Below are 22,885 nucleotides of genomic sequence, written 5' to 3'. Positions count from 1 at the left end.
GGCGCGCTTGTTACCCCGCTACCACTGGTACGACACACCTCCGCCGTATGTGCTGCCCTGCCCGCTGATGCCGACGCCGAGCTTCGCCTTCAGGTTGTCGGAGAATCGAACGGACACACCGATTGCCGACGCCGAATAGCCTTGATAGCTGCCGGCGCCGATCCCGACCGCGATCGTCTTGCCGGGATCGACTTCCGGGATCATCGTCAATGCGGTGGCGGCCGCCACGCCCGAATAGGCACGGCGTGCAGCCTGGTCGACACTCGATTGCACGCCCCTGAGCTGATTCATGTTCGCCGCGTCGGTGCCGCCAATCCCCGGTGCGACGTTCGTGAGCCGGCGTTCATGGCCCGGCGAACCGAATGACACCGTGTTCGGCTCGGACGCCACCGAGTTCGCACCGATCGCCACCGAATTCGGCGCCGATGCCGTCGAATGGGCGCCCAGCGCGGTTGCGTTCGTACCGGAGGCGACCGCCCCCTGGCCGAATGCCGACGCTCCGTCTCCCGGCGCGCTCGCGCCCTGTCCTACCGCCGTGGAGCCGCTTCCGGACGCGCTCGACGCCTGCCCCAGCGCCGTCGAGTTGTCGCCCGATGCATTCGACGCCTGACCGAGCGCCGTTGCGTTGGCGCCCGAAGCCGACGCCGCGCCGCCCACCGCCGTGCTGTTGGCGCCCGACGCGTTCGCGCCCGGCCCCACCGATACGCCGCCCACGCTGTTGGCGTGGATTCCGCCGCTGGTTATCGCGGTCGACAGCGACGCGAGGCTGTCGTTCGTCTTGCTCAATCCCGTTGAAAGCGATGCAATCCCGCTCTGCGACGTGCTCAGGCCGGTCGACAGGGAACTCACGTTGCTGTTCGTCGAACTCAGCCCGGTCGACAACGAACTCAGGCCGCTTTGCGTCGTCGACAGTGCACTTGCCGTCGAGGTCGACAGCGACGCCAGCGCCTGGGTGACGGCGTTCATCTGCGACCCGTTCACGGCGTCGGTCGACGTCGCGGAAATCCGCCCCGCCGCGACGTTGATGATCTGCCGTTCGGCCCCCGGTGCGCCGACACTCACCACGCTTGTCGGCAGGCCACCCGCGAACGAATACGTCTGGCCGGCAATGGGGGCGCTGCCTACCGGGCTTGCGGTCGCGGTAACGCTGCCCGAGCCCAGCGCGACGTCATTGGCATTGCTCGCGATTGCATTGGCGCCCAACGCGATCGCGCCGCCCGCTGCCGCCGTCGAGGTATCGCCGAGGGCCAGCGAGCCCGTTCCCGTCGCAACGTTCGCGTTGCCGAGCGCCACGGCGCCCTGGCCGTTCGCCGAGTTGTTCGCGCCCAATGCGACCGCGCCGGTGCCCGTTGCGACGTTCGGATCGCCGATCGCCACCGCGCCGTCCCCGCTCGCCGTGTTTGCAACGCCGATCGACACCGATTGCCCGCCTGTCGCGACCGCGGTACGGCCGATCGCCACCGCGCCGCCTGTCGACGCGTTCGCGTTATCGCCCATCGCAATGCTGCTCGCGCCCGAGGCGGTGGCCGCCGGGCCGACGGCGATCGCGTTCGTCCCGAGCGCCTGGCTGTCGGGCTGCGTCGAGTTGGTGTGGAAGTACTTCGTTCCGCCGCCGTTGACTGCGGTCGACAGCGAACTCAACCCGGTGGACAGCGAAGAGATATTGCTGTTCGCGGTGCTCAGGCCCGTCGAGGTCGAGGTGGACAGTGATGCGACCGAGCTGGTGGTCGACGAGAGACCTGTCGACAGTGAGTTGATGCCGGTCGACGTGGAAGTCGACAGCGATGCGATCGAGCTGGTTGCGGAGCTGATGCCCGTCGAGGTCGAGGTGGACAACGACACGACCGCACTGTTGGTCGACGAGAGACCTGTCGACAGTGAGCCAAAGCCGGTCGAAGTCGAGGTCGACAGCGACGCGATCGAACTGTTCGCCGAACTGATGCCCGTCGAAGCCGACGTGGACAGCGATGCAACCGCGCTATTGGTTGACGAGAGACCTGTCGACAGTGAGCCAATGCCGGTCGACGTGGACGTCGACAACGACGCGATCGAGCTGTTCGCTGAACTGATGCCCGTCGAGGCCGACGTGGACAGCGATGCGACCGAGCTATTGGTCGACGAGAGACCGGTGGACAGCGAATTGACGCCGCTTTGCGCCGTGCTGATACCCGTCGACGTGGAAGATGACAACGACGAGATCGAGCTGTTCGCCGAGCTGATTCCGGTCGAGGCCGAGGTGGACAGCGATGTGACCGAGCTGTTGGTCGACGACAGGCCCGTCGACAACGAACTGATACCCGTCGACGTCGAAGTCGACAGCGACGCAACCGCGCTATCGGTCGACGACAGACCTGTCGACAGGGACGATATCGAAGTCGCAGCCGAATCAAGCTTCGACGCAACTGCGTACAGCTGGCTGCCGTTGATCGCGTCGGTACTGGCAGCCGTGACCTGACCGGCTGCGACGTTGGTGATCTGGCGTTCCGCACCCGGCGTGCCGACGCTCACGACCCCCACGGGCGCGCTGCCGGCGAATGCGCCGAACGTGGTCGAGCCGACCGCCGCACTGCCGGTCGGATTGGCCACGGCCGTTGCCGAGTTCGCGCCGAGCGCGACCGAGTCGTTGGTCGAGGCGGTCGCGCCCTTGCCGATCGCAACGGCGTCGGCGCCCGTCGCGACGCTGTCCGCGCCCGTCGAATTCGCGTGGACGTACTTGATGCCGTTCGCGTTGATGTTGTCGATCGCCGAGCCGACGCTGTTGTTCGTCGTCGTCGTGCCGTTCGCGTTGTACGTCGTGTACGACGGCGCGGAGATCGCGCCCGTCGCAGGGTTGTACGCCGCGCCGCCGCCGAGCGCCGCAGCGGTGCTGCTGCCGAGGTTGTTGGTCGTGGTCGCGATCGTCGACAGGCCAGTCGACAGCGAGTTGACGCCGCTTTGCGCCGTGCTGATACCCGTCGACGTGGAAGATGACAGCGACGCGATCGAGCTGTTTGCGGAGCTGATGCCCGTCGAGGCCGATGTGGACAGCGATGCAACGGAACTGTTGGTCGACGACAAACCGGTCGACAGCGAGTTGACACTGCTTTGTGCCGTGCTGATGCCCGTCGACGTGGAAGTCGACAGTGACGCGATCGAGCTGTTCGCCGAACTGATGCCTGTCGAAGCCGAGGTGGACAGCGACGCAACTGAACTGTTGGTCGACGACAGGCCGGTCGACAGCGAAGCAACCGTGCTATTGGTCGACGACAGGCCGGTCGACAGCGAGTTGACACCGCTTTGTGCCGTGCTGATGCCCGTCGACGTGGACGTCGACAACGACGAGATCGAGCTGTTCGCCGAACTGATGCCCGTCGAGGCCGATGTGGACAGCGATGCAACGGAACTGTTGGTCGACGACAAACCGGTGGACAGCGAGTTGACGCCGCTTTGTGCCGTGCTGATGCCCGTCGACGTGGACGTCGACAACGACGAGATCGAACTGTTCGCCGAACTGATACCGGTCGAGGCCGACGTGGACAGCGAAGCGACCGAACTGTTGGTCGACGACAGACCGGTGGACAGCGAATTGACGCCGCTTTGCGCCGTGCTGATGCCGGTCGACGCGGACGTCGACAACGACGAGATCGAGCTGTTCGCCGAGCTGATGCCCGTCGAAGCCGACGTGGACAACGATGCAACCGAACTATTGGTCGACGAGAGACCGGTGGACAGCGAATTGACGCCGCTTTGCGCCGTGCTGATGCCGGTCGACGCGGACGTCGACAGCGACGCAACCGTGCTATCGGTCGACGACAGACCTGTCGACAGCGACGATATCGAAGTCGTAGCCGAATCGAGCTTCGACGCGACCGCGTACAGCTGGCTGCCGTTGATTGCGTCGGTGCTGGCAGCCGTGACCTGACCGGCTGCGACGTTGGTGATCTGGCGTTCCGCACCCGGCGTGCCGACGCTCACGACCCCCACGGGCGCGCTGCCGGCGAATGCGCCGAACGTGGTCGAGCCGACCGCCGCACTGCCGGTCGGATTGGCCACGGCCGTTGCCGAGTTCGCGCCGAGCGCGACCGAGTCGTTGGTCGAGGCGGTCGCGCCCTTGCCGATCGCAACGGCGTCGGCGCCCGTCGCGACGCTGTCCGCGCCCGTCGAATTCGCGTGGACGTACTTGATGCCGTTCGCGTTGATGTTGTCGATCGCCGAGCCGACGCTGTTGTTCGTCGTCGTCGTGCCGTTCGCGTTGTACGTCGTGTACGACGGCGCGGAGATCGCGCCCGTCGCAGGGTTGTACGCCGCGCCGCCGCCGAGCGCCGCAGCGGTGCTGCTGCCGAGGTTGTTGGTCGTGGTCGTGATCGTCGACAGGCCAGTCGACAGCGAGCTGATGCCGGTCGACGTGGAAGTCGACAACGATGCGATCGAGCTGTTGGCCGAACTGATACCGGTCGAGGCCGACGTGGACAACGACGCTACTGAACTGTTCGTCGACGACAAACCGGTGGACAGCGAGTTGACGCCGCTTTGCGCCGTGCTGATACCCGTCGACGTGGAAGTCGACAGCGAAGCAACCGTGCTATTGGTCGACGACAGGCCGGTCGACAGCGAGTTGACACCGCTTTGCGCCGTGCTGATGCCGGTCGACGTGGAAGTCGACAGTGACGCGATCGAGTTGTTCGCCGAACTGATGCCTGTCGAAGCCGACGTGGACAGCGATGCAACTGAACTGTTGGTCGACGACAAACCGGTCGACAGCGAGTTGACACCGCTTTGCGCCGTGCTGATGCCGGTCGACGTGGACGTCGACAACGACGCAATCGAGCTGTTCGCCGAACTGATCCCCGTCGAAGCCGACGTGGACAGCGATGCAACGGAACTATTGGTCGACGACAAACCCGTCGACGTGGAAGTCGACAGCGTATTGATCGCCTGAACGGTTGCAAAAAGCTGCGAGCCGTTCACTGCGTCGGTGCTCGACGCCGTCAGGCTTCCGGCCGCAACGTTCGTGATCTGCCGCTCGGCTCCCGCGGCGCCGACGCTCACGACGCTGGCCGGCGCAGTGCCGGCGAACGTATAGGACGTTCCACCGATCGTTGCGCCCGGCGTCGCATTGGGCGCCGCGGTCACGGAGCTCGAACCCAGCGACACGTCATTCGCGTTATACGCCACTGCGCCGGCGCCGAGCGCCACACCGCCGTTGGCCACCGCGGTCGACGCATTGCCAAGCGCAATCGCGCCCGTGCCGGTTGCCATGTTCGAATTGCCGAGCGCGACCGCGCCCTGCCCGTTCGCCACGTTGTTGGCGCCGATCGCAACCGCCCCGGTCCCGGTTGCCGTGTTGGGATCGCCGATCGCAACCGCACCGTTGCCGCTCGCGGTCTGCTGGCTGCCGATCGCGACCGCGCCCGTGCCGCTACTGGCGCTCGACTGGTAGCCGATCGCGGTCGCACCCGTGCCTGCGGACGCAGCAACCACGTTCGAATCGCCGATCGCGACCGAAGACGACGCGCTGGCGGACGCACCCGATCCCAACGCGACCGCCTTGGTCGCCGAGTTCGCCGCCCCGCCGATCGCGATCGAGCCGGTGCCGTTCGCGACCGCCGCGTTGCCGACCGACACCGTGTTTTGGCCGCTCGCCGTCGCGGCATGCCCGAACGCCACGGCCGACTGCTCGGACGTCCCGGACGTGATGCCCGAATTGGCCGCCGATTGCGCGCCGATTGCAATGTCGCCCTGCCCGCTGGCTTTCGCAAGCGTGCCCACCGCGAAGGTGTCCATCGCCGACGCGACCGCGCCGATCCCGAACGCAACCGCACCTTGCCCCGACGCGGTCGCATACACGCCAACCGCGACCGCCCCGGCTCCACTCGCATTCGCGCCCCAGCCGAACGCCTGCGACGCCCAGCCGTTCGCATGCGCGTCGCAACCCATCGCCGTCGTTTGCAGCCCGTATGCAGTCGTGCCTGCAATTCCGTTGGCGCTCTGCTGAACATTGCCGGTCACGCTGTTGTTCGCGGTGTAGCCTTGCATTCCGGTCGTTTGTCCGGCACCTGCGTTCGTCGGCGTGTCGTAGCTCGTTGCGGCGTTCTGAACGCCGAAGCCGTAGATGCCGCCGGTGAAATTCGCCCCCGTACCGTAAACGCCGGCTACGGTGAATGGCCCTGAGGTCAGCCTGTTGCAATCCCCGTCGCCCACCATCGCGATCGAGTTTGCCGATGCCGTCGCGCCAAGCCCACCGGCACTTCCCCCCGCATGCGCGGTACCGGCACTGTTAGTCGAGACGCCGTTATCCGACACCGTAATCGCCGCGTAGGCGCTGGACGACAGCACCAGCGTCGCGAGCAGCGACACCATGCTCCCGACGGCCGCCACCAGGCCGGTTCCCCGCGACGCGCTGCCAGGCGAGTTTCCGGATGACCGTTCGGAAACGACCACAATCTGGCCCCGCGACCTGTTCCAGACTTTTCGATATATCTTGTTCATAATCAGTCACCCATCAAAGCAACGATACGCAGTCCAAATTAAACGGTAAACGACATTTCTTCTGATTTATATATTTAGGCGGAACCAGATTCCCGGAACATCAACAACGGACCGGCGCACGCTATCCGCAGATTTCTTCGAACGAAGAACGCCGCGAAATGAATGCCAAATGAGTCAGATCAATCTCATCGTATTTTTCTGGATAGAGACTGACCGAGAATCGCCATGACAAAAAATCAGCGATCGACCGACACACATCACCAACCGGTTCACACAGTTTATATTCGATTCAAAAAAAATGATTCGAATCAACACTACTTCAGTGTTAAATTTATATAAATCGACATCACCAGATAAAACACGGCATAAATTTTTTATCCAATAAAACAAGCCCGTAAATTCATATGACCATCCGTATTGGCAAATAAAACATCTCGCCCTGCGAAACCGAATGATTGAAATGCAGACGTCTTTCCGGAAGTGTTTTCGCAGGATCGTGTCGGCCGTCCAATTGACGACATCCACGTCGAAGTTTCCGGCCTCACGCGACGCGCGTGCGTGCGCGCATCCGCTACTGCTCTTCGTCCTGGCTCGGAATCAGAAAATGACGCAGATCCTGGCCAACCAGCCACTTGGGCACACGCCCCCGTCCCGACCACGTCGCGCCCGTGTGCGGATTCCAGTATTTCGGTGAAACTTTTCGCCCGCGGGGCGGCGACTTCGCCATTTCCCGAACGTCCACGCCGCTTTCGGCCAACAGTTCGAGCACTCGCCGGGCGATGCGTTGAGCCTCGTGCTCCCTCGCGATTTCGATCTCTTTCTTCAGTAGATCGAATTGCATCATGAGTTCGCTATACGTCTTCATCACGTTCCTCTGCTCGTCGAATCGAAGCCCATTACGTCACGGCGCGCGTCGAGACCCGGCCGAGTTCGACGGCGATCGCATTGCTGCAGGCCTGCAGCCGCGCGAGATAGTCGTGAACGTCGGCACGGCTGATCCGTACCTCCGGCCCCGTCACGCTGAGGGACGCGATCGCCGTGCCCGCCCGGTCGCAAACCGGCACCGCAATCGCGACGACTCCCGCCGTCACTTCGCCGACGCTCACCGCGTAGCCTTTGCGCGCGACCGCGTCGAGTTCCTCGGCAAGCTTGAACGGATCGCCCTGCCCCGTTCTTCGCACTTTCGCGAAATAGGTGTCGCGCACCTCGCCGGGCGCGAACGCGAGCAGCACCTTGCCCGACGCGCCGAGGCTGACCGGCCGCCGATTGCCGACGGCGCCGATCGTCCGGATCTCGCGGGACGTCTCGCAGCGCATGATGCAGACCGTTTCGAGCCCGTCTCGCACGCGCAGCACGACGGTCTCGTTGATCGCCTGGCTGAGCGCAAGCATGTGGCACTGTGCGGCGTGCACGAGCGCGGTCTGCCGCAACGCGGCGACACCGATCACGAACGCCTGCGTTCCAAGCGCATAAGTCGACGTGCGCTCGTCCTGCACGACGAAGCGATGGATCTCGAGCGTGCAAAGCATGCGATACGCGCGCGATTTGTTGATGCCGAGCTTCAACGCAAGCCGGGTCACGCCGAGATGTGGATGCTCGGCCACGCAGTTCAAAAGCTTCAGCGCGCTGTCAACCGCTTCGACGATGTAGTTCATTACAGCCCCCCACCCTGGGCAACGCAGATAATCTCGAATGCGTGGCTGGCTGCCTCGCACCGCACTCATGCGCTCAGCACGAGCCCCTCAAGTCCGCGCCGTGTTTAATGCCGATATGGCGCAGGCTTTCCAGCTGGTCGCTCGTCCATTTTGAATTCCCGACCGGACAGAGCGGCGACATCGACGATATTTCCACCAAGTCGTAATAGCTCAACGCGACAGACGATCCATAAATACTCTTCGCCTGCACATCCCCCGGTGTGATTTCATTGGATGCGCAGCGCTCGATGATCGTATTGCCACGCAGCACGCACCGCTGCGCCCAGACGACGGAAGGAAGATATTGATCGATCGGAAGCGGGCAATTTGCAAGCAGCCACAGACATAACCGTGGCGTCCGCCAACGTTCCGGCAGCCAACGCAGAATGCTCACCATAATCCCCGATCCCCGAATCGATGCCGGCAATACCGCTATCCCCTGACGCCCTGCGAATATGTTATTTCGGCGCGAGACATATACTTCCATCACACAAATTCGCAGCCTTGTTTTATTAGGCGACACACGAACGGCATCACATATCATCACACAATTAATCGATCGCACATCATTATTGCGGAACGCAGTCTAACTCGACTCCATATTTATTTACCAATGGAAATGACACGAATTTGTTAAATTTGGACAAGCTGTTTTACCTATCGAAAATCCCTTCGTTTTGTTTTTCCTGCTGAAACACAAGAATGGATTTCCGCCGATCATGTATCGACAGGCAAAACATCTCGCCCGGGCACCGGTCAACCCGCCGCCCGCCATGCAATTCGTCCGACGAGACGATCGCGTCCGCCCCTTCGCACGCCGCGTGTTGAATTTGGCCTCGGCCTGCACTAGCTTTTTTAAATGCCCGCATGATGCTGCGACGCCTCGCCGGCCGCGAATCGACGATCGTCGCAGCGCAATCCGATGGAGCACCTGCGATGCGTTGCCGCGCAGCATCCCTGTTGATCCCGCTGATCTGCGCCGCCGGATTGGCGGCGCAGAGCGTCGCCGAGGAGCACGCCATGACCTTGACCCTGACTTCGTCGGCCTTTCGCGAAGGGGGCGAGATTCCCCGCCGCCACACCTGCATGGGCGCGGACGTGTCGCCGGCGCTCGCGTGGTCCGGGGTGCCCGCCAATGCAAAGAGCCTCGCGCTGATCGTCGACGACCCTGACGCGCCGGACCCGTCCGCACCGCAGATGACCTGGGTCCACTGGGTCCTGTACAACATCCCGCCCACGGCGCCCGGGCTGCAGGAAGCGCTCTCCGGCAGCGCGCTGCCGCCGGGCACGCTCGAAGGCACCAACGACTTCCGGCGCGCCGCGTATGGCGGCCCCTGCCCGCCTGTCGGCCGCCATCGCTATTTCCACAAGCTGTATGCGCTCGATACGGTGCTGCCCGATCTCCACAAGCCGACCAAGGCGGCGCTGGAAAAGGCGATGCAAGGGCATGTGGTTGCGCACGCGGAACTGCTCGGCACGTTCCGGAAGTAACCGAGCATGGCAGGCCGGAAAACCCGGCCGCGATGAAAAAAATCGCGCGACCGGAACGCAGGGCCAAGCCTGCGTGAACCGATCGCGCGAGTCGCTTCACTCAAGCGTCACGTCGACGCGAAACCGCTCCGACTCGACCATGTCGAGCTCGCCGATATGCCCGGCGTCGCACAGATCGCCTTGCGCTTGCCGCAGCAGCGCAAGGCGCTGCGCCGCATCGCCGACCGTCACGATCGAGGCTGCCGCCTTCATCGACACCTTCGCCTCCGACTTTGCGCGGCGAATCTCGCGCAGCACATCGGAAACGACGACGCTCATCGCACCGTCCGCATCCGCTCCGGCAAGCATCCTCAGCGATGCGGCGTCGGGCCACGCCGAACGATGGATCGATCCCGTTTGCCACCATGACCAGCACTCTTCCGCGGCGAACGGCAGGAACGGCGCGAACAAGCGCTGCAACACGGACAGGGACGCGGCCAGCGCGCGGTGCGCGGAGAAGGCGCGCGCATCGCTCCCCCGCGCGCGGTTTTTCACCAATTCCACGTAGTCGTCGCAATACCACCAGAAAAACGCCTCGATATGCTCGATCGCTTTGCTGTAGTCGAGCGCGTCGAATGCCGTGGTCGCCAGCGTCACGACCTGCGCGAGACGCGCGATCATCGCGCGATCGAGCGCCTCGCGAAGCGGCGCGGCGGGCGGTTGCGCAAAGCCGAGCGCGAGCTTCGACACGTTCAGCAGTTTCAGTGCAAGCCGGCGACCGTTGCGCATCTGCGTTTCGTCGAAGGCCGTGTCCATGCCCGGGCGTCCGAGCGCCGCCCAATAGCGCACGCCGTCCGAGCCGTGCGTGTCCAGCAATGCGGCGGGCGTCACCACGTTGCCTTTCGATTTGGACATCTTCTTGCGGTCCGGATCGAGAATCCAGCCGGACAGCATCGCGTGCGTCCACGGCAGGCACGCGCTCTCCAGATGCGAACGCGCGACCGTCGAGAACAGCCATGTGCGGATGATGTCGTGGCCCTGCGGGCGCAGGTCCATCGGGAACACGCGCTCGCAGCATTCGTCCGGCTCGCCCCATGCGGCGGCGATCTGCGGCGTCAGCGAACTGGTCGCCCAGGTGTCCATGATGTCGCTTTCGCCGATGAAGCCGCCGGGCTTGCCGCGCTGCGCCTCGCCATAGCCGGGCGGAACGTCGGTTTGCGGATCGACGGGCAGCGCCGTTTCGTCGGGCTGGATCGGCGTGCGGTAATCGGGCTGCCCAGCGGCGTCGAGCGGGTACCACAGCGGAATCGGCACGCCGAAAATCCGCTGACGGCTGATCAGCCAGTCGCCGTTCAGGCCGTCCACCCAGTTCGCGTATCGGCTGCCCATGAATGGCGGATGCCAATGGAGCTCGGCGCCGCGCGTCAGCAATGCGTCGCGCAGCGCCGGATCGCGCCCGCCGTTACGCAGATACCATTGGCGCGTCGCGACGATTTCCAGCGGCCGCTCGCCCTTTTCGAAAAACTTGACGGCGTGACGGGTCGGCCGGGGCGCACCCGTCAGCGCGCCGGCCGATGCGAGTTGCGCGACGACCTCGCGGCGCGCGTCGGGTAGCGGCTTTCCTGCAATGCGCGCATAAGCGGTTCTGCTTTCGTCCGACCGGAGCCATTCGGGCATCTCCTCGCGCAAGCGGCCGTCCCTGCTGACGATCGCGCGCGTCGGCAGTTCGAGTTCGCGCCACCAGATCACGTCGGTCAGATCGCCGAACGTGCAGATCATCGCGATGCCCGTCCCCTTGCCGGGGTCGGCAAGCGCATGCGTCATCACCGGAATCTCGACGTCGTACAGCGGGCAGCGCACGCGCTTGCCTGCGCGTGCGTGAAACCGCGCATCGTCGGGATGGACGACGAGCGCCACGCATGCGGCAAGCAGTTCGGGCCTCGTCGTGGACACGATCACGTCGTTTCCCGCGTCATCCAGGAAGCGGAGATCGTGCCATGCACCGTCGATCTCGCGGTCTTCGAGTTCGGCCTGGGCGACCGCGGTCTGGAACGTGACGTCCCACAGGCAAGGCGCTTCCTGCTGGTAGAGCTCCCCGCGCCGCAGGTTGCGGAGCAACGCCCGTTGGCTGATGCGCTGCGCGCGTGCGCCGATGGTCGCGTAGTTGAGGTCCCAGTCGACCGAGATGCCGAGCCGCACGAACAATTCGCGAAACGCGGTTTCGTCGATGGCCGTCAACCGATGACACAACTCGACGAAATTGCGGCGGCTGATCCGCTTGAACGACGCGCGCTGCGTCGGCACCACGTCCGGCACGCGAAAGCCGGGATCGTAGGGCGAGTGAGGATCGCAGACGACGCCATAAAAATTCTCCACGCGACGCTCGGTCGGCAGGCCGTTGTCGTCCCAGCCCATCGGATAGAAAACCGTCTTTCCCGTCATGCGCTGATAGCGGGCGATGATGTCCGCGTGCGTGTAGCTGAACACGTGCCCGACGTGCAGCGAGCCGGAGACGGTCGGCGGCGGCGTGTCGATCGAGTACACCGCGTCGCGCGCGGCGGCGCGGTCGAAAGCGTAGATACGCTGCGTTTCCCATCGCGTGCTCCATTTCGCTTCGAGTCCGTCGAGTCCGGGTTTCTCCGGGATGGAGCGGTGGATGGGCTGTGTCGTTGGTTGAGACATGGTGGCGCTTCCCTGTCGTCGTCTTGATGTGGGAACCGGATGGCGTGGAACGAGCGCGAGCGCGGTCCGTCCGCGGGCCATGCGGATGCTTGATGAGAATCGCCGCGTTCAACGGCGATGCTGGCGGCTGGATGAGGCGTCGCGGCGACTGCCCGATGGGCGCGCGAGACGGAGCCGGTTTCCTCGCAGGTCGTCGGGGTCCGGCGGCGTGGGGACGCGCCATCCGAGCGGACGGACTACGTCGAATCCGGGAATGCGTTCGGGGGAGACGTGACGCGGGTGCGCGCAATGGCGCAAGCGCTCGAGGCGGGAGACAGCGATTGAACGGGTTGCCGTGGCGGCGATCAGCGCGGCGTTACGTTTAACGGTGACATAGCTTCCTCCATGGATAAGGGGAATGGGATTCCGGGCGCGTAGCCCGGACAGCAATTTATAGACGAATATCGGAGCGCTCGCAATACCTGCCTGGAGGTTCGAACGAGAGCCGGCACGGCGGATCGCGAACTGCCGGTCGTTCAACGGAAACACGCATGGCTCGTCCTGTGCCGATGGCGTATTTTGAGCGTGGACGCAACCTTTCCGACGGGTCACTTCCCGTTGATCCGACGCGTATCGGCGACACCATGGTTACGGTATCGACACATCGTGCAACTCGATGATTCAAGGAGAGTGTGATGCGAACTCGTCTCATTGCCTGCGGCCTGGTGATTTCCGGCTTGATGCTCGGCGGCGCGGCGAAGGCTCAGCAACCGGCAGCCGACACCCGCACGTCGATCGAATACATCCGTCCGGGCGGGCAGTTCGTCAACCCCGCGCCGTACTCGCCGGCCGTCAAAGCCGGCCATCTGCTATTCGTCGCAGGCACCCCCGCCTTCGACAAAAACGGAAAGGTCGCCGTCAACGACTTCACCGCGCAGATGAATCAGGTCATGGAAAACATCGGCGGTGTGCTGAAGGCTGCGGGTGTGGGCTGGGATCGTGTCGTCAAGGTGACCGTATTGCTCGTGCGGCGCGAGGATTTCAAGGAGATGAACCGCATCTATGCGACGCATTTCGCGCCGGGGAAATATCCGGCCCGCACCACGGCGATCGTGAGTTCGTTGCCGAATCCGGACTTCCTGCTGGAAATCGATTGCGAAGCAGTCGTTGAATAGCCGGGAAGTCGACGTCGGCTTCGGCATCGTGTGACGGATACGATCCGTCATGCCGCGGCGCGCGCCCCCGCGACGCGCCGCAGTACCGTCATCGGGCCGAGCGTTCTGATGACCTGCATCTGCGCGGCGTCGCGCACGAAGAGCGATCCCGCAAAGCCCAGCGCGTTGATCGAAATGCCGTCGACGCACTCCATGGATCTCGGAACGAGCAGCATGCCTTGCGGCATGACGAGCAGGTTGTAGGCCGAGGATTGATGCGCTACGCCGTCGACATCGACCGCACGCAGCCCCGTCGCGTCCAGCAGATCGCGATAGACGCCGAGCGCGCGCTGCGCGCAGTCGCTCGGCGGCGTGCCGGGCGGCAACGCCAGCCTTGCGAACGCGTGGGGAAACGCGAGCCCCTCAATGGTGCAGACGGAACCGTCGTCGCGCGCGGAGGCGAGAAGCGGCGCGATCGGCGGCATGGGTTCGCCTTGCGCAAACGGCAGTGGAACGATCTGCAGATGCTTGTGCGGCTGGCTCGCACCGGCCGCCGCCCCGCCGTTGTAGAAACCGAGGCCCTGGAATTCGGCCATGCAGGTGAACAACGCGGTGAAGTCCGCCGCGTTCAACAGCGCTTCCTGCGGCTCGAAGCGACGCGTGACGACCAGCAGATGATGATCGATCACGTTGAACTTGTTGAGCAACGCGAGATGGGTGTCCGTGATGTCGGCAACGAAGAGGTTCGGATCGCAAGGCAGAAACGGATCGATCGATGCGCGTTCCGGAGGCTGTCCGGCTTCCCGCTTCCGCCTCTCTTCATCCTTGCGCACGAGGCTCGAAACCTGGCGCACGAGAAAGCGTACGCCGCCGTCTTCGATCGTCGTCCGAGTCGTTTCGACCGGGCGCAGTGCGCCACAGGCCAATGCGTGTTCGGTCTGGCGCAGGACGGCAGGCCAGAGCATGCCGGGCTGAAGACGCACGGAGTCGCACATGGGAAAGCCTCGAACGTTCACGGTGCTTACCGCCACATACTAGCCTCTTCGGCATGCATTCGTCGTACTCGCGCGTCATCGCGCTTCGACGCCACCTCTGATGGTCGAACCCGTCGTGCAGCCGTGCCTTGAATATTCGAGGACCGCAGGAATATTCGAGATCGCGCGAACGTTTAGCTTCCTCGGGCGCTCACGCACGGAGCGATTTCTCACCAGTCAGACTGAGGAGGACACCATGTCCCAGGTCTCGTGGGGTCTCAAGGCGGCGACCGTCATCGTCCTCGCCGCCGGTTTCACCATTGCGCATGCCGCTGACAATGACGCTTACGTCGTCACGCCGCTCGTGTCCAATCTGGTCGGCTCGGCCCCGAAGGTCGACCCCGTGCTGCAGAACGCATGGGGGGTTGCCTTCAGTCCGGCAGGAAGTCCGTTCTGGGTCAACGACAATGCCACCGGCTGCGCCACGCTGTATGACGGCCAGGGAGCCAAGGTCGCGCTGCAGGTTTCCATCCCGCTGCCGGGCAACGTGATACCGGCCAGCGCCTGTCATCCCGTCTCTTCCATCAATCCGCCGAATCCCGCGCCCGCGGCGCCGACCGGAATCGTGTGGAATCCGTCGTCGGCATTTCTCGTGCCCGGCACCAAGCTTCAGGCCGCCTTCATCTTCGCGACCGAGGACGGCACGCTTTCCGCCTGGGCCGGCGGCCTGAATCCGGCGGACCGCGCCGTGCTCGCGGCCGATAACTCGTCCACGCCATCCGCGGGTAACGGCGCCGTCTACAAGGGTCTCGTCTTCGGCGTGAACGCGAAAGGCCCCTTCCTGTTTGCGACGAACTTCCGTGCGGGACGAATCGATGTATTCGGGCCGAACGGCACGAACGGCATGTTCACGCCCGCGACGACGGACGGCGGCTTCGTCGACCGGCGCATTCCGGCCGGCTACGCGCCGTTTGGCATCGCCAACATCGATGGCGACCTTTTCGTCACCTATTCGCAGCAGGACGATCAGAAGCATGACGACGTTGCCGGCAACGGTCATGGATTCGTCGACGTATTCGATACGGACGGCCACCTGCTGCGCCGCTTCGCCAGCCACGGCACGCTCGACTCCCCGTGGGGCATCACGCGCGCTTCGTTTGCATTCGGCCGCTTCAGCGGCAAGATCCTGGTCGGCAACTTCGGCGACGGGCGAATCAGTGTCTTCGACGACAACGGCAGGTTTGTCGAGCAGCTGGAGAACGCGGCCGGCAATCCGCTGTCGATCGACGGCCTGTGGACGCTGACACTCGGCGGCGGACGCAACTCGAGCCCGGACACGCTGTATTTCACCGCGGGTCCGAACAAGGAGACCAATGGCCTGTTCGGCACCATCGCGCCAATGAATGGCTCCAGGGCGCACAGGTCCGATCAGAACGAGCAATAACCGGCAGTCGCACGTGGCCGGCGGCGTGGTCCGCCGGCCCGGCCACGCATGTCGCCGAGCATGCGGCGATATGCGGCGATATGCGGCGATATGCGGCCGGTTGCCCGCGCGTTAGAACCGATGCCGCAGCCCCAGCGCGACGATCACCTGGTTGTCGTTCGCGGACGGCGCCAGCGTCCATACCGTCGCGTTGAATGCCGGATTGCCCCGACCTCCGCTCACGCTCTGGTAAACGCCTTCGAGATACACGTCCGTGCGCTTCGTGAACGCGTAATCGGCCTGCGCGACCACCTGATTCCACTTCGGCCGGGTTTCGCCCGAACGCGATTCGAAGCGGCCCATCGTGTACGTATACGCGGCGGCGAGACTGAACGCCCGCGTGACGAAGTAGCGCCCGTCGATCGAGAAGTTGTCGAACACCAGCGAATTGCCCTTGAGCGCGGCGATGCTGCCGCCCTGCAGCACGCCGGTCACGCCGTCGGTCGCCGAATGCGACCACCCGAGGCCGACCGAATGCAGGCCGAACGCGTAGCGTCCCGCGACGGACCAGATCTGCTGGCTGCCGCCGGTGATCGTCGCCGAGCCGTCCACCGTGCTCAGTGCGCCGTTCGGGTTGGCCAGGTTGCGGTCCCGGTTGATCTTCAGATACCCCGCGCCGAGCTTGAACGGCCCGTTCGCATAGGACACCCCCGCGCTCCACGCCGCGTTGTTGCCGAACTGGCCGGCCGTGTTCGAGAAGCCGTACATCAGGCCGAAGGTCAGCCCGTGGTACGTCGGGCTCGTGTACTTGACCGAGTTGTTGATGCGGATGTTGCGGTTGGAATCGTCGTTGTCGTACGGATGGACCGCGAGGTTGCCGCCCCAGCCGGGCCCCGACGCGCCCAGCGGCGTCACGAAATCCAGGATGAGGTCGTACTGGCGGCCGAACGTGAGCGCCCCGGCCGTCTTCGAATTCAGCCCGACCCACGCCTGACGGCCGAACATGTCGACGCCCTTCTGCGACAGCGCGCCGGTGGTGCCCGAAAAGCCGTTCTCGAGCGCGAAGATCGCCGACATCCCGCCGCCGAGGTTCTCGGTGCCGCGGATTCCCCAGCGCGACGCGTTCTGTGCGCCGCTCGTCATCGACCAGCTGCTGCTGCCCGGCGAACCTGCGCCGTGCGTGCGCTGGTTGTTCGCATAGGTGATCGACGTGTCGATCAGGCCGTACAGCGTCACGCTGCTTTGCGCGTGGGCCGCGCCCGCGCCGAAGCCCGCGAGGCAGGCCGCGACGACGGTCCCGGCGAGCCCGGACACCCGCCGGCCGCCGAAAGTTGCTCGATGCGCGCTGGCGCGGGTCTTGTCGCGCGTGTTCTTGTTTCTATCGCAGTACATATATTATTTTTTCAGGTTGCTTTGGCGAGAACGCCGGCGTGTCACCGCGGTGGATCGACCGACGGATCGGCGGCCATTATTGGAGATGGCGCGACAGTCGATTAACGCGCTGCACAGAAAAGGTCTTCTGCAAAATCCGGGCTAATCGCGCGATGTCGCGGCTCGGCCCGCCTCCTTCAAGGTTGCATTCACAACTTTCATCGCACTGTGCGCCGCCCCCCAAAACGACAAAGCCCGGTGCGCATCCGCGCACCGGGCTCGTCACATCGCCGACGACGCGGCGAGACCTTACTTCCTGTCGAGCGAATACTTGCCCGGCCCAGTCAGCGCGAGCAGCAGCAGGCCGCCCACGATGCTGACGTTCTTGTAGAAGTTGATCATCGCGATGTACTGATCCATCCCGTGCGCCGCCCAGTAGCGATGCCCGATGAACGCGGTGGCTACCGTATAGGCCGCGAACAGCAACGCGAGCGGCCGCGTGTAGAAGCCGATTGCGATCAGCAGGCCGCCGGCCAGCTCGACCGCGACCGCGATCACCGCCGACAGCTCGGGCGACGGCGCCCCGGTCGACGCCATGTAGGCGACGGTGCCCGAGAAGCCGGTCAGCTTCTGCCATCCGAACAGGATGAACAGCACCATCATCAGCACGCGGGCGGCGAGCAGCAGCCCATCCTTCTTCGATTCCAGTGATACGTATCGCATGGCAAGCCTCTTTCAATTGACGGGTCGATGCGTCCGTCGGCGGCCGCGTCCCGATGCGGCGGGACACTTGGACGGCGGACTGCTTCTTCGCTCGATCGACCGGCAAACCGGAGCGGATCTCGCGAAGCACAGGTGCAGTTTACTGTCTCGCCATGATTCATCAATCGCCTGAAATCGGATTTGCCGTCACATTCTGGTGGACAATAGGCGCGCACCAAACCGTGACCAGGGCCCGCTGGCTCACCGCCGAGAGGCCGCCGGCAGCCCTACGCCGTGCCGGCCTCGCGCGCCGAGCGCGCTTCGTAAGTCTTCAGATGGTTGTATGCGACGCGCAGCAGCGAGATCCCGGCATTCGCCGCCGGCGCGTCGCCACCGCGCGCGAGCAGATCGCCGATCACGTGGTCCGCTTCCACACGCGCGCCCTGCTCGACGTCGCGCAGCATCGACGCCGTCAGGCTGGACGGCGTGAACAGCGTCTTCTGCGCGCGGGCGTCGAATTCGCCGCTCGGCGCGTAGCCGTTGTGCCGGGCGATCGCCACGCATTCGCCCAGCAGGGTTTCGAGCAGGAGCCTGCCGTCCGGCGCGGCCAGAATGTCGCCCACCGAGCCGCGAAACAGCGACGTGCCCGCCGCGAGCGTGGCCAGAAACACCCATTTCTCCCACATGCGCGCAATGATCGCGTCGCTCAGCGTGACGTCGAAGCCGGCGTCGTCGAGCACGTCGAAAACCGCCTGCGTGCGGGCGGACACGCCGCCGCCCAGCTCGCCGAACGACACGCTGTGCGCGTCGTTCAGGTGCACGACGTGCTGCTGCGCATCGAGCGTCGCGGCGATCATGCACAACCCGCCCAGCACGCGCGACGGCCCGAACTTCGCCTCCAGCACGTCGAGGTGGCGCATCCCGTTGAGCACCGGAAGAATCATCGTGGCCGGGCCGACGAACGGCGCGATGGCAGCGATCGCGTCATCGAGGCCGTACGCCTTGCAGCTGAGGAAAATCAGGTCGAACGGCTCGGCCGGATCGCTCGCGCTGACGGTATTCACGTCGGAAAGCGTCAGATCGCCACGCGGGCTGCGGATCACCAGGCCGTCGCGGTCGAGCGTCCGCGCGCGGGAATCGCGCACCAGAAACGTCACGTCGCGCCCGGCCGCCGCGAGGCGACCGCCGAAATAGCCGCCCGTTGCCCCTGCTCCAAGTATCAGGATTCTCATAGTCGCCTCAATCTCTCCGTGTCGTCATCGCATCGGCGAATGCCGATATCACGATGCATGTGAGCGAAAAGGTAGCGCAAATTGCGATGGCGTGCCGGCGGCGCGGCGCGAGATGCGCACAGTTGCACTGTGACACCGGCCGCCTCGTCAATGTCTTCGAGCAACGCAGCGCCATCTCCGCATGCTGCGATCAGTTTGCTCTTGTCTGCAGGGCCGCCTTGCCGTAGTCGACCGACACCTCGCGGAACGCCCATTGGATCGCCTTCTCGTAGTTCGGGATCTCGATGCGCTTCTGCACGTGCGCGAGATCGAGATTCGTGAGGTTCGTGCCGGCCTTGAACAGCCCGCCGAGCGTCGGCCTCGCGGTGCCGAACGCGCCCGTCAGCGAAATCTTCGGGAAGAACGCTGCGCGCGCCGCGCCCATGTTCGCGGATATGAATAGATCGAAAAGTTTTTTATTCACCTGATGCCTGTCAGATTTTTTATCGAATAAGACGGACATCGAAATAGGACAATTTCAATGAAAGCTTGCGCTCATTGCAGCTGAATTGAGTCGCCCCTGAGTTAATGAAATGCGACACATAACACGCCATCCATCTCATAAAAATATGAATCATGAAAAATTGTCACAATTCGATCATAAACAACAATTCGCCAGAATAAGGAGAGTTTTTACTTCTCAAGTCCGGGCCCGCAAGGTTATTGTTCAATGCGCTATTCGTGTGTCACGTCAGGGTACAGGTCATGTCGACGAAGATGACGCGCGCTGCTAATCGGAAACAGGGATGAAGAGCAACATGACGGGCCTGTTTTGACGGTACCGGACGCTACGCATCGTAACTTCACGGCGATATCGAGGCGACGGGCACACGTAATCGAGGTGTCCGGCACCGACAGCGCGGTCACGTCGTCAGTCGTGTCCGTTGAGGCGCTGGGCCGGTAATGACCCGGAAACCGTGAGGTACAGCCGATGTGGAAGAGGCCGATTCGTTTGATAATTATTTTAGCGTCTATCTTTCTGGTCGCGTGCATCAATACCGCGCACCCCGTAAGGGAAACGTTGCGCGAGGAGGATTGGAACGAGTACGTGGTTTATCGTATCGACGATTATCGCCACATCAGCATTCGAAGTCCGCAGAAGTGCGATGGTCATCTTGACGGGAATATCTACTATAACGACACGCGTTCGGGAGTTCGCACGTTCGTTTCGTTTACCGGGCCAATGCGAAACGGTCTCTATCGAGGGTACTATGCTATCCACTCCGACAAACCCTATATAGCCATTCCCGCAATCGCATTTTCTCAAACCAGAGGAATGCTGCTCCGCATCTATTATTCTTACGACAGCGGAAAAACTTTTCAGTGGTTCTTGGCTGGAGAGGAGAATTCGAATCTGGCAATCATAGTTAATGAGAATAAGTTATACCTAACAGCCGCAAATTTGCATGACGGGAAGGACTACACAGGTGGGTCGGGCGTCATTTTTGATATTTCAAAAGATATGGATTGGAGAATTTCTCATTACGACTCACCGATTTCAGCATTTGACAAATATGCAAAAAAAGTTTATGAGATTCCACGCAATCTGAAGTCCCCGTCCGGACACACTCACTGGGGATGTCCATCTATTTTAAAAAAATAAATAGAATTTACAGATAAAACATGGGGAATATAAAAACGAAATTCATTGCCGAGTCGGTATGCGTTCCAGGCGACTGCAATGTAACGAATGTGCCGGTTCCCCGCCCAATGCCATGTGTCGTTATCTTTGTACATGGAGTTAATTCAGAGGGAGAATGGTACAACATCGCGGAAAATTCTCTTGTAAATGGAATAAATGAACGCCTTGGAAGAATGGATCTCGCATCGAACGGCTGCAAGTATGGTGATAGCGTTCGCACAGACAGGAGGCCACTCAAAAGCTTGGAACTAGAAAATAGTCCAATAATCCGATTTTATTGGGGCTACCGTGCAGCCAAGGACGAGACCAACGATGCAAAATTCCCTTGGCGGATTCCACTAAAAACGCGTTTCGCTCGACCCGAGGGGAGGCGCGATGACCCCTCGTACACGCCTTATTCGTACCCGAGCTACTCCTACAAAGCCTCTGTAAAGGACATCAAAGGCAGCACGTACTACTGGGGCGGAGGTCCGTTCCAGAACGGCACGTCGGCCTTGAGCATGTCATGGTATGACGGTTTTAATCCGGTCGTCTGGGGCATCAACATTGGCAGTCCGACGATCAACCCTGAGCGGAACCGCCCGCTCAACGCGTGCCCCAAGCGAACCTATTACGTGAACGCATCGAAGCGGCTCGCGAAGCTCATCGATACGATCTACGAGCGATACCCGAACGATACGATTGCGGTGGTCAGCCACAGTCAGGGGACGATGATCGCATCGCTCGCGATGTTTTACGTCGAGAAGGTTCCGGATACGCTGTTTCTATGCAACTCGCCGTATCGGTTGAGCGAAACCGTGCTGGACGATTTCCAGATGGGTTCTAAAGCGCCGACGACCAAGGCGCGTGTGAACACGTTCTTCAACATGCTTGATCGCTTCAAGGCGGCCCAGGCCGATACCCCGTCCAAGGTATCGGCGGAGCAACTGGTAGGCGTGGGCGGTTGGTTTGACGCAGCGGTGCTGGCGAAATACGAGAACGCAACTGCGCTTTCCGCAGGCGTTGAACGGGAGAGCGTCGAGGACGACGATTTTTTTGCGGAGGAAGCCCCTCCGGTGCGATGGAGCCCGTCGATCCCGATGGAGGATCCGGTCCCCGGCAAGGAAGAACTGAGTCATCACAACCATGGCAGGGTGTTCGTTTATTTTTCGCCGCACGATCGCGTGATGGGGGCGACACCGCTCGAAAGCATTGGCTGGAAGGGTGTCGACGACAAGCTTCCCGACCCGGCAAACCCGAAATCGTTCGCGAAGGTCGAGCCGTTCGACAAATACCGGGGCGTGCTTTTTCAGCGCCAGTTCATGCGCTCACATGCAGTCGGCGGCGCACCCAATCCCAAAACACCCCGCTGTCCGAGTGATGGTGAGCCATGGAATCCGCCATCCCCGGCAATCTTGGGCCCTGTCAAGGAACACGCGTCGATAGCCCGTGATGCGACGGTCAACGTCAACGGTCCAGCCGTGCCTCGACCGATCTTGGCCGAAGAAATGAAGACGTTCGACGACGATACGGCCAAGAAAAATAACGAGATGCTCGCGGATGACAACGATTACCTGTACTACGAAGAACTGTATATGGACAAGCCGAAGTGGGTGCGGGAGGACGCTCCGCCCTACGACGGCTCGAACCAGGTGCGCTATCGTCGCCAGATACCGGAAGAGATTGCCGAGGAATTCCGATCAACGATCGCCACGCCGACCAATCACAGCACGATTTTGATGTACGAACAAGGAATGCTGGTCGAGCGCGTGCTGGCCTACGACCTGCCGATCGGTCGGGCCGACAGTTTTTCGGATCGTGCGTTCTGGAAGAAGCTGCTGAAGATGGCCGATTGGCTCGAGGAGGATCCGGATTACGAACAGGGCGGCGATTACCAATTGGCCGGAGAACCGCCACCCGGTGTTGACTGCGAAACCAACGGCATGGCCAATGAGCGCTCTATCTACAAGGGCTCCTAAGCCGACCTGTTTTTTAGTGCCTCATGTAGAAGAAACGCCACGGACTTCCGTGGCGTTTGTCTTTCGCGGGACATCGGCAGTTGCCCGCCCAGCATCG

The 22,885-nt window shown here is 62.8% G+C and carries 15 protein-coding genes and 3 pseudogenes; 5 read left to right on the top strand and 13 right to left on the bottom strand.

Features of this window, described 5'->3' with window-relative positions:
• Positions 1 to 18: 18 nt before the first annotated feature.
• From HWX31_RS08535 to HWX31_RS08515, 6 genes and pseudogenes are all read right to left on the bottom strand, one after another.
• Positions 19 to 5,538: pseudogene (locus HWX31_RS08535) on the bottom strand (YadA-like family protein); the annotation flags it as partial.
• 42 nt (positions 5,539 to 5,580) lie between these two features.
• Positions 5,581 to 6,468: pseudogene (locus tag HWX31_RS35340) on the bottom strand (ESPR-type extended signal peptide-containing protein); the annotation flags it as partial.
• A 571-nt stretch (positions 6,469 to 7,039) separates the two neighbouring features.
• The gene (locus HWX31_RS08530; RefSeq protein WP_174959193.1) at positions 7,040 to 7,333 is read right to left on the bottom strand and encodes an H-NS histone family protein; all 294 of its coding nucleotides are present in this window, start codon (positions 7,331 to 7,333) and stop codon (positions 7,040 to 7,042) included.
• A 31-nt stretch (positions 7,334 to 7,364) separates the two neighbouring features.
• The gene (locus HWX31_RS08525) at positions 7,365 to 8,123 is read right to left on the bottom strand and encodes an IclR family transcriptional regulator (RefSeq protein ID WP_174959195.1); all 759 of its coding nucleotides are present in this window, start codon (positions 8,121 to 8,123) and stop codon (positions 7,365 to 7,367) included.
• A 73-nt stretch (positions 8,124 to 8,196) separates the two neighbouring features.
• Positions 8,197 to 8,559 (bottom strand): hypothetical protein, encoded by a 363-nt coding sequence (locus HWX31_RS08520; protein ID WP_174959197.1) that lies wholly within the window; start codon positions 8,557 to 8,559, stop codon positions 8,197 to 8,199.
• 256 nt (positions 8,560 to 8,815) lie between these two features.
• The gene (locus tag HWX31_RS08515; RefSeq protein ID WP_174959199.1) at positions 8,816 to 9,184 is read right to left on the bottom strand and encodes a hypothetical protein; all 369 of its coding nucleotides are present in this window, start codon (positions 9,182 to 9,184) and stop codon (positions 8,816 to 8,818) included.
• Here HWX31_RS08515 and HWX31_RS08510 point away from each other — a divergent pair.
• The gene (locus tag HWX31_RS08510) at positions 9,183 to 9,653 is read left to right on the top strand and encodes a YbhB/YbcL family Raf kinase inhibitor-like protein (protein ID WP_174959201.1); all 471 of its coding nucleotides are present in this window, start codon (positions 9,183 to 9,185) and stop codon (positions 9,651 to 9,653) included. The two genes, HWX31_RS08515 and HWX31_RS08510, sit on opposite strands and share 2 nt — an antisense overlap.
• A 96-nt stretch (positions 9,654 to 9,749) precedes the next feature.
• Here the strand turns inward: HWX31_RS08510 and valS are convergent, their stop codons facing one another.
• Both valS and HWX31_RS08500 read right to left on the bottom strand, forming a co-directional pair.
• Complete coding sequence (valS, locus tag HWX31_RS08505) at positions 9,750 to 12,314, bottom strand: valine--tRNA ligase (RefSeq protein WP_174959203.1); 2,565 nt, start codon at positions 12,312 to 12,314, stop codon at positions 9,750 to 9,752.
• Positions 12,315 to 12,422: 108 nt separating this feature from the next.
• Positions 12,423 to 12,842 carry a hypothetical protein gene (locus HWX31_RS08500; protein WP_174959205.1) on the bottom strand — a complete coding sequence of 140 codons (420 nt, stop codon included), beginning with the start codon at positions 12,840 to 12,842 and terminating at the stop codon, positions 12,423 to 12,425.
• A gap of 146 nt (positions 12,843 to 12,988) precedes the next feature.
• Between HWX31_RS08500 and HWX31_RS08495 the strand changes: the two genes are divergently transcribed.
• A complete protein-coding gene (locus HWX31_RS08495) occupies positions 12,989 to 13,468 on the top strand; it encodes a RidA family protein (protein ID WP_059617558.1) in 480 nt (159 codons plus the stop codon).
• Positions 13,469 to 13,515: 47 nt separating this feature from the next.
• Here HWX31_RS08495 and HWX31_RS08490 read toward each other — a convergent pair whose 3' ends face one another.
• Entirely contained in the window at positions 13,516 to 14,442 is a 927-nt protein-coding gene (locus tag HWX31_RS08490; RefSeq protein WP_174959207.1) for an ATP adenylyltransferase family protein, read from the bottom strand.
• 235 nt (positions 14,443 to 14,677) lie between these two features.
• Between HWX31_RS08490 and HWX31_RS08485 the strand changes: the two genes are divergently transcribed.
• A complete protein-coding gene (locus tag HWX31_RS08485; protein ID WP_174959210.1) occupies positions 14,678 to 15,865 on the top strand; it encodes a TIGR03118 family protein in 1,188 nt (395 codons plus the stop codon).
• Positions 15,866 to 15,976: 111 nt separating this feature from the next.
• Here HWX31_RS08485 and HWX31_RS08480 read toward each other — a convergent pair whose 3' ends face one another.
• The 4 genes and pseudogenes from HWX31_RS08480 to HWX31_RS08465 form a co-directional block, all read right to left on the bottom strand.
• Complete coding sequence (locus HWX31_RS08480) at positions 15,977 to 17,236, bottom strand: porin (RefSeq protein WP_244143686.1); 1,260 nt, start codon at positions 17,234 to 17,236, stop codon at positions 15,977 to 15,979.
• Positions 17,237 to 17,524: 288 nt separating this feature from the next.
• Positions 17,525 to 17,938: a DoxX family protein gene (locus HWX31_RS08475; protein ID WP_059592680.1), complete on the bottom strand. Its 414-nt coding sequence runs from the start codon at positions 17,936 to 17,938 to the stop codon at positions 17,525 to 17,527.
• A gap of 266 nt (positions 17,939 to 18,204) precedes the next feature.
• Positions 18,205 to 19,149: a 2-dehydropantoate 2-reductase gene (gene panE / locus HWX31_RS08470; RefSeq protein ID WP_174959212.1), complete on the bottom strand. Its 945-nt coding sequence runs from the start codon at positions 19,147 to 19,149 to the stop codon at positions 18,205 to 18,207.
• A gap of 232 nt (positions 19,150 to 19,381) precedes the next feature.
• Positions 19,382 to 19,582: pseudogene (locus HWX31_RS08465) on the bottom strand (multidrug transporter); the annotation flags it as partial.
• A gap of 537 nt (positions 19,583 to 20,119) precedes the next feature.
• On the opposite strand from HWX31_RS08465, the gene HWX31_RS08460 reads away from it, so the two are divergent.
• Both HWX31_RS08460 and HWX31_RS08455 read left to right on the top strand, forming a co-directional pair.
• Positions 20,120 to 20,791, top strand: coding sequence for a T6SS immunity protein Tli3 family protein (locus HWX31_RS08460; protein WP_174959215.1), 672 nt, complete (start codon positions 20,120 to 20,122; stop codon positions 20,789 to 20,791).
• Positions 20,792 to 20,811: 20 nt separating this feature from the next.
• The gene (locus HWX31_RS08455) at positions 20,812 to 22,788 is read left to right on the top strand and encodes a T6SS effector phospholipase Tle3 domain-containing protein (protein ID WP_174959217.1); all 1,977 of its coding nucleotides are present in this window, start codon (positions 20,812 to 20,814) and stop codon (positions 22,786 to 22,788) included.
• The last annotated feature ends 97 nt before the right edge of the window (positions 22,789 to 22,885 follow it).

Source organism: Burkholderia ubonensis (assembly GCF_902833085.1).
Classification (GTDB): Bacteria; Pseudomonadota; Gammaproteobacteria; order Burkholderiales; family Burkholderiaceae; genus Burkholderia; species Burkholderia ubonensis.
This window is presented reverse-complemented; position numbering and strand designations above follow the sequence as displayed.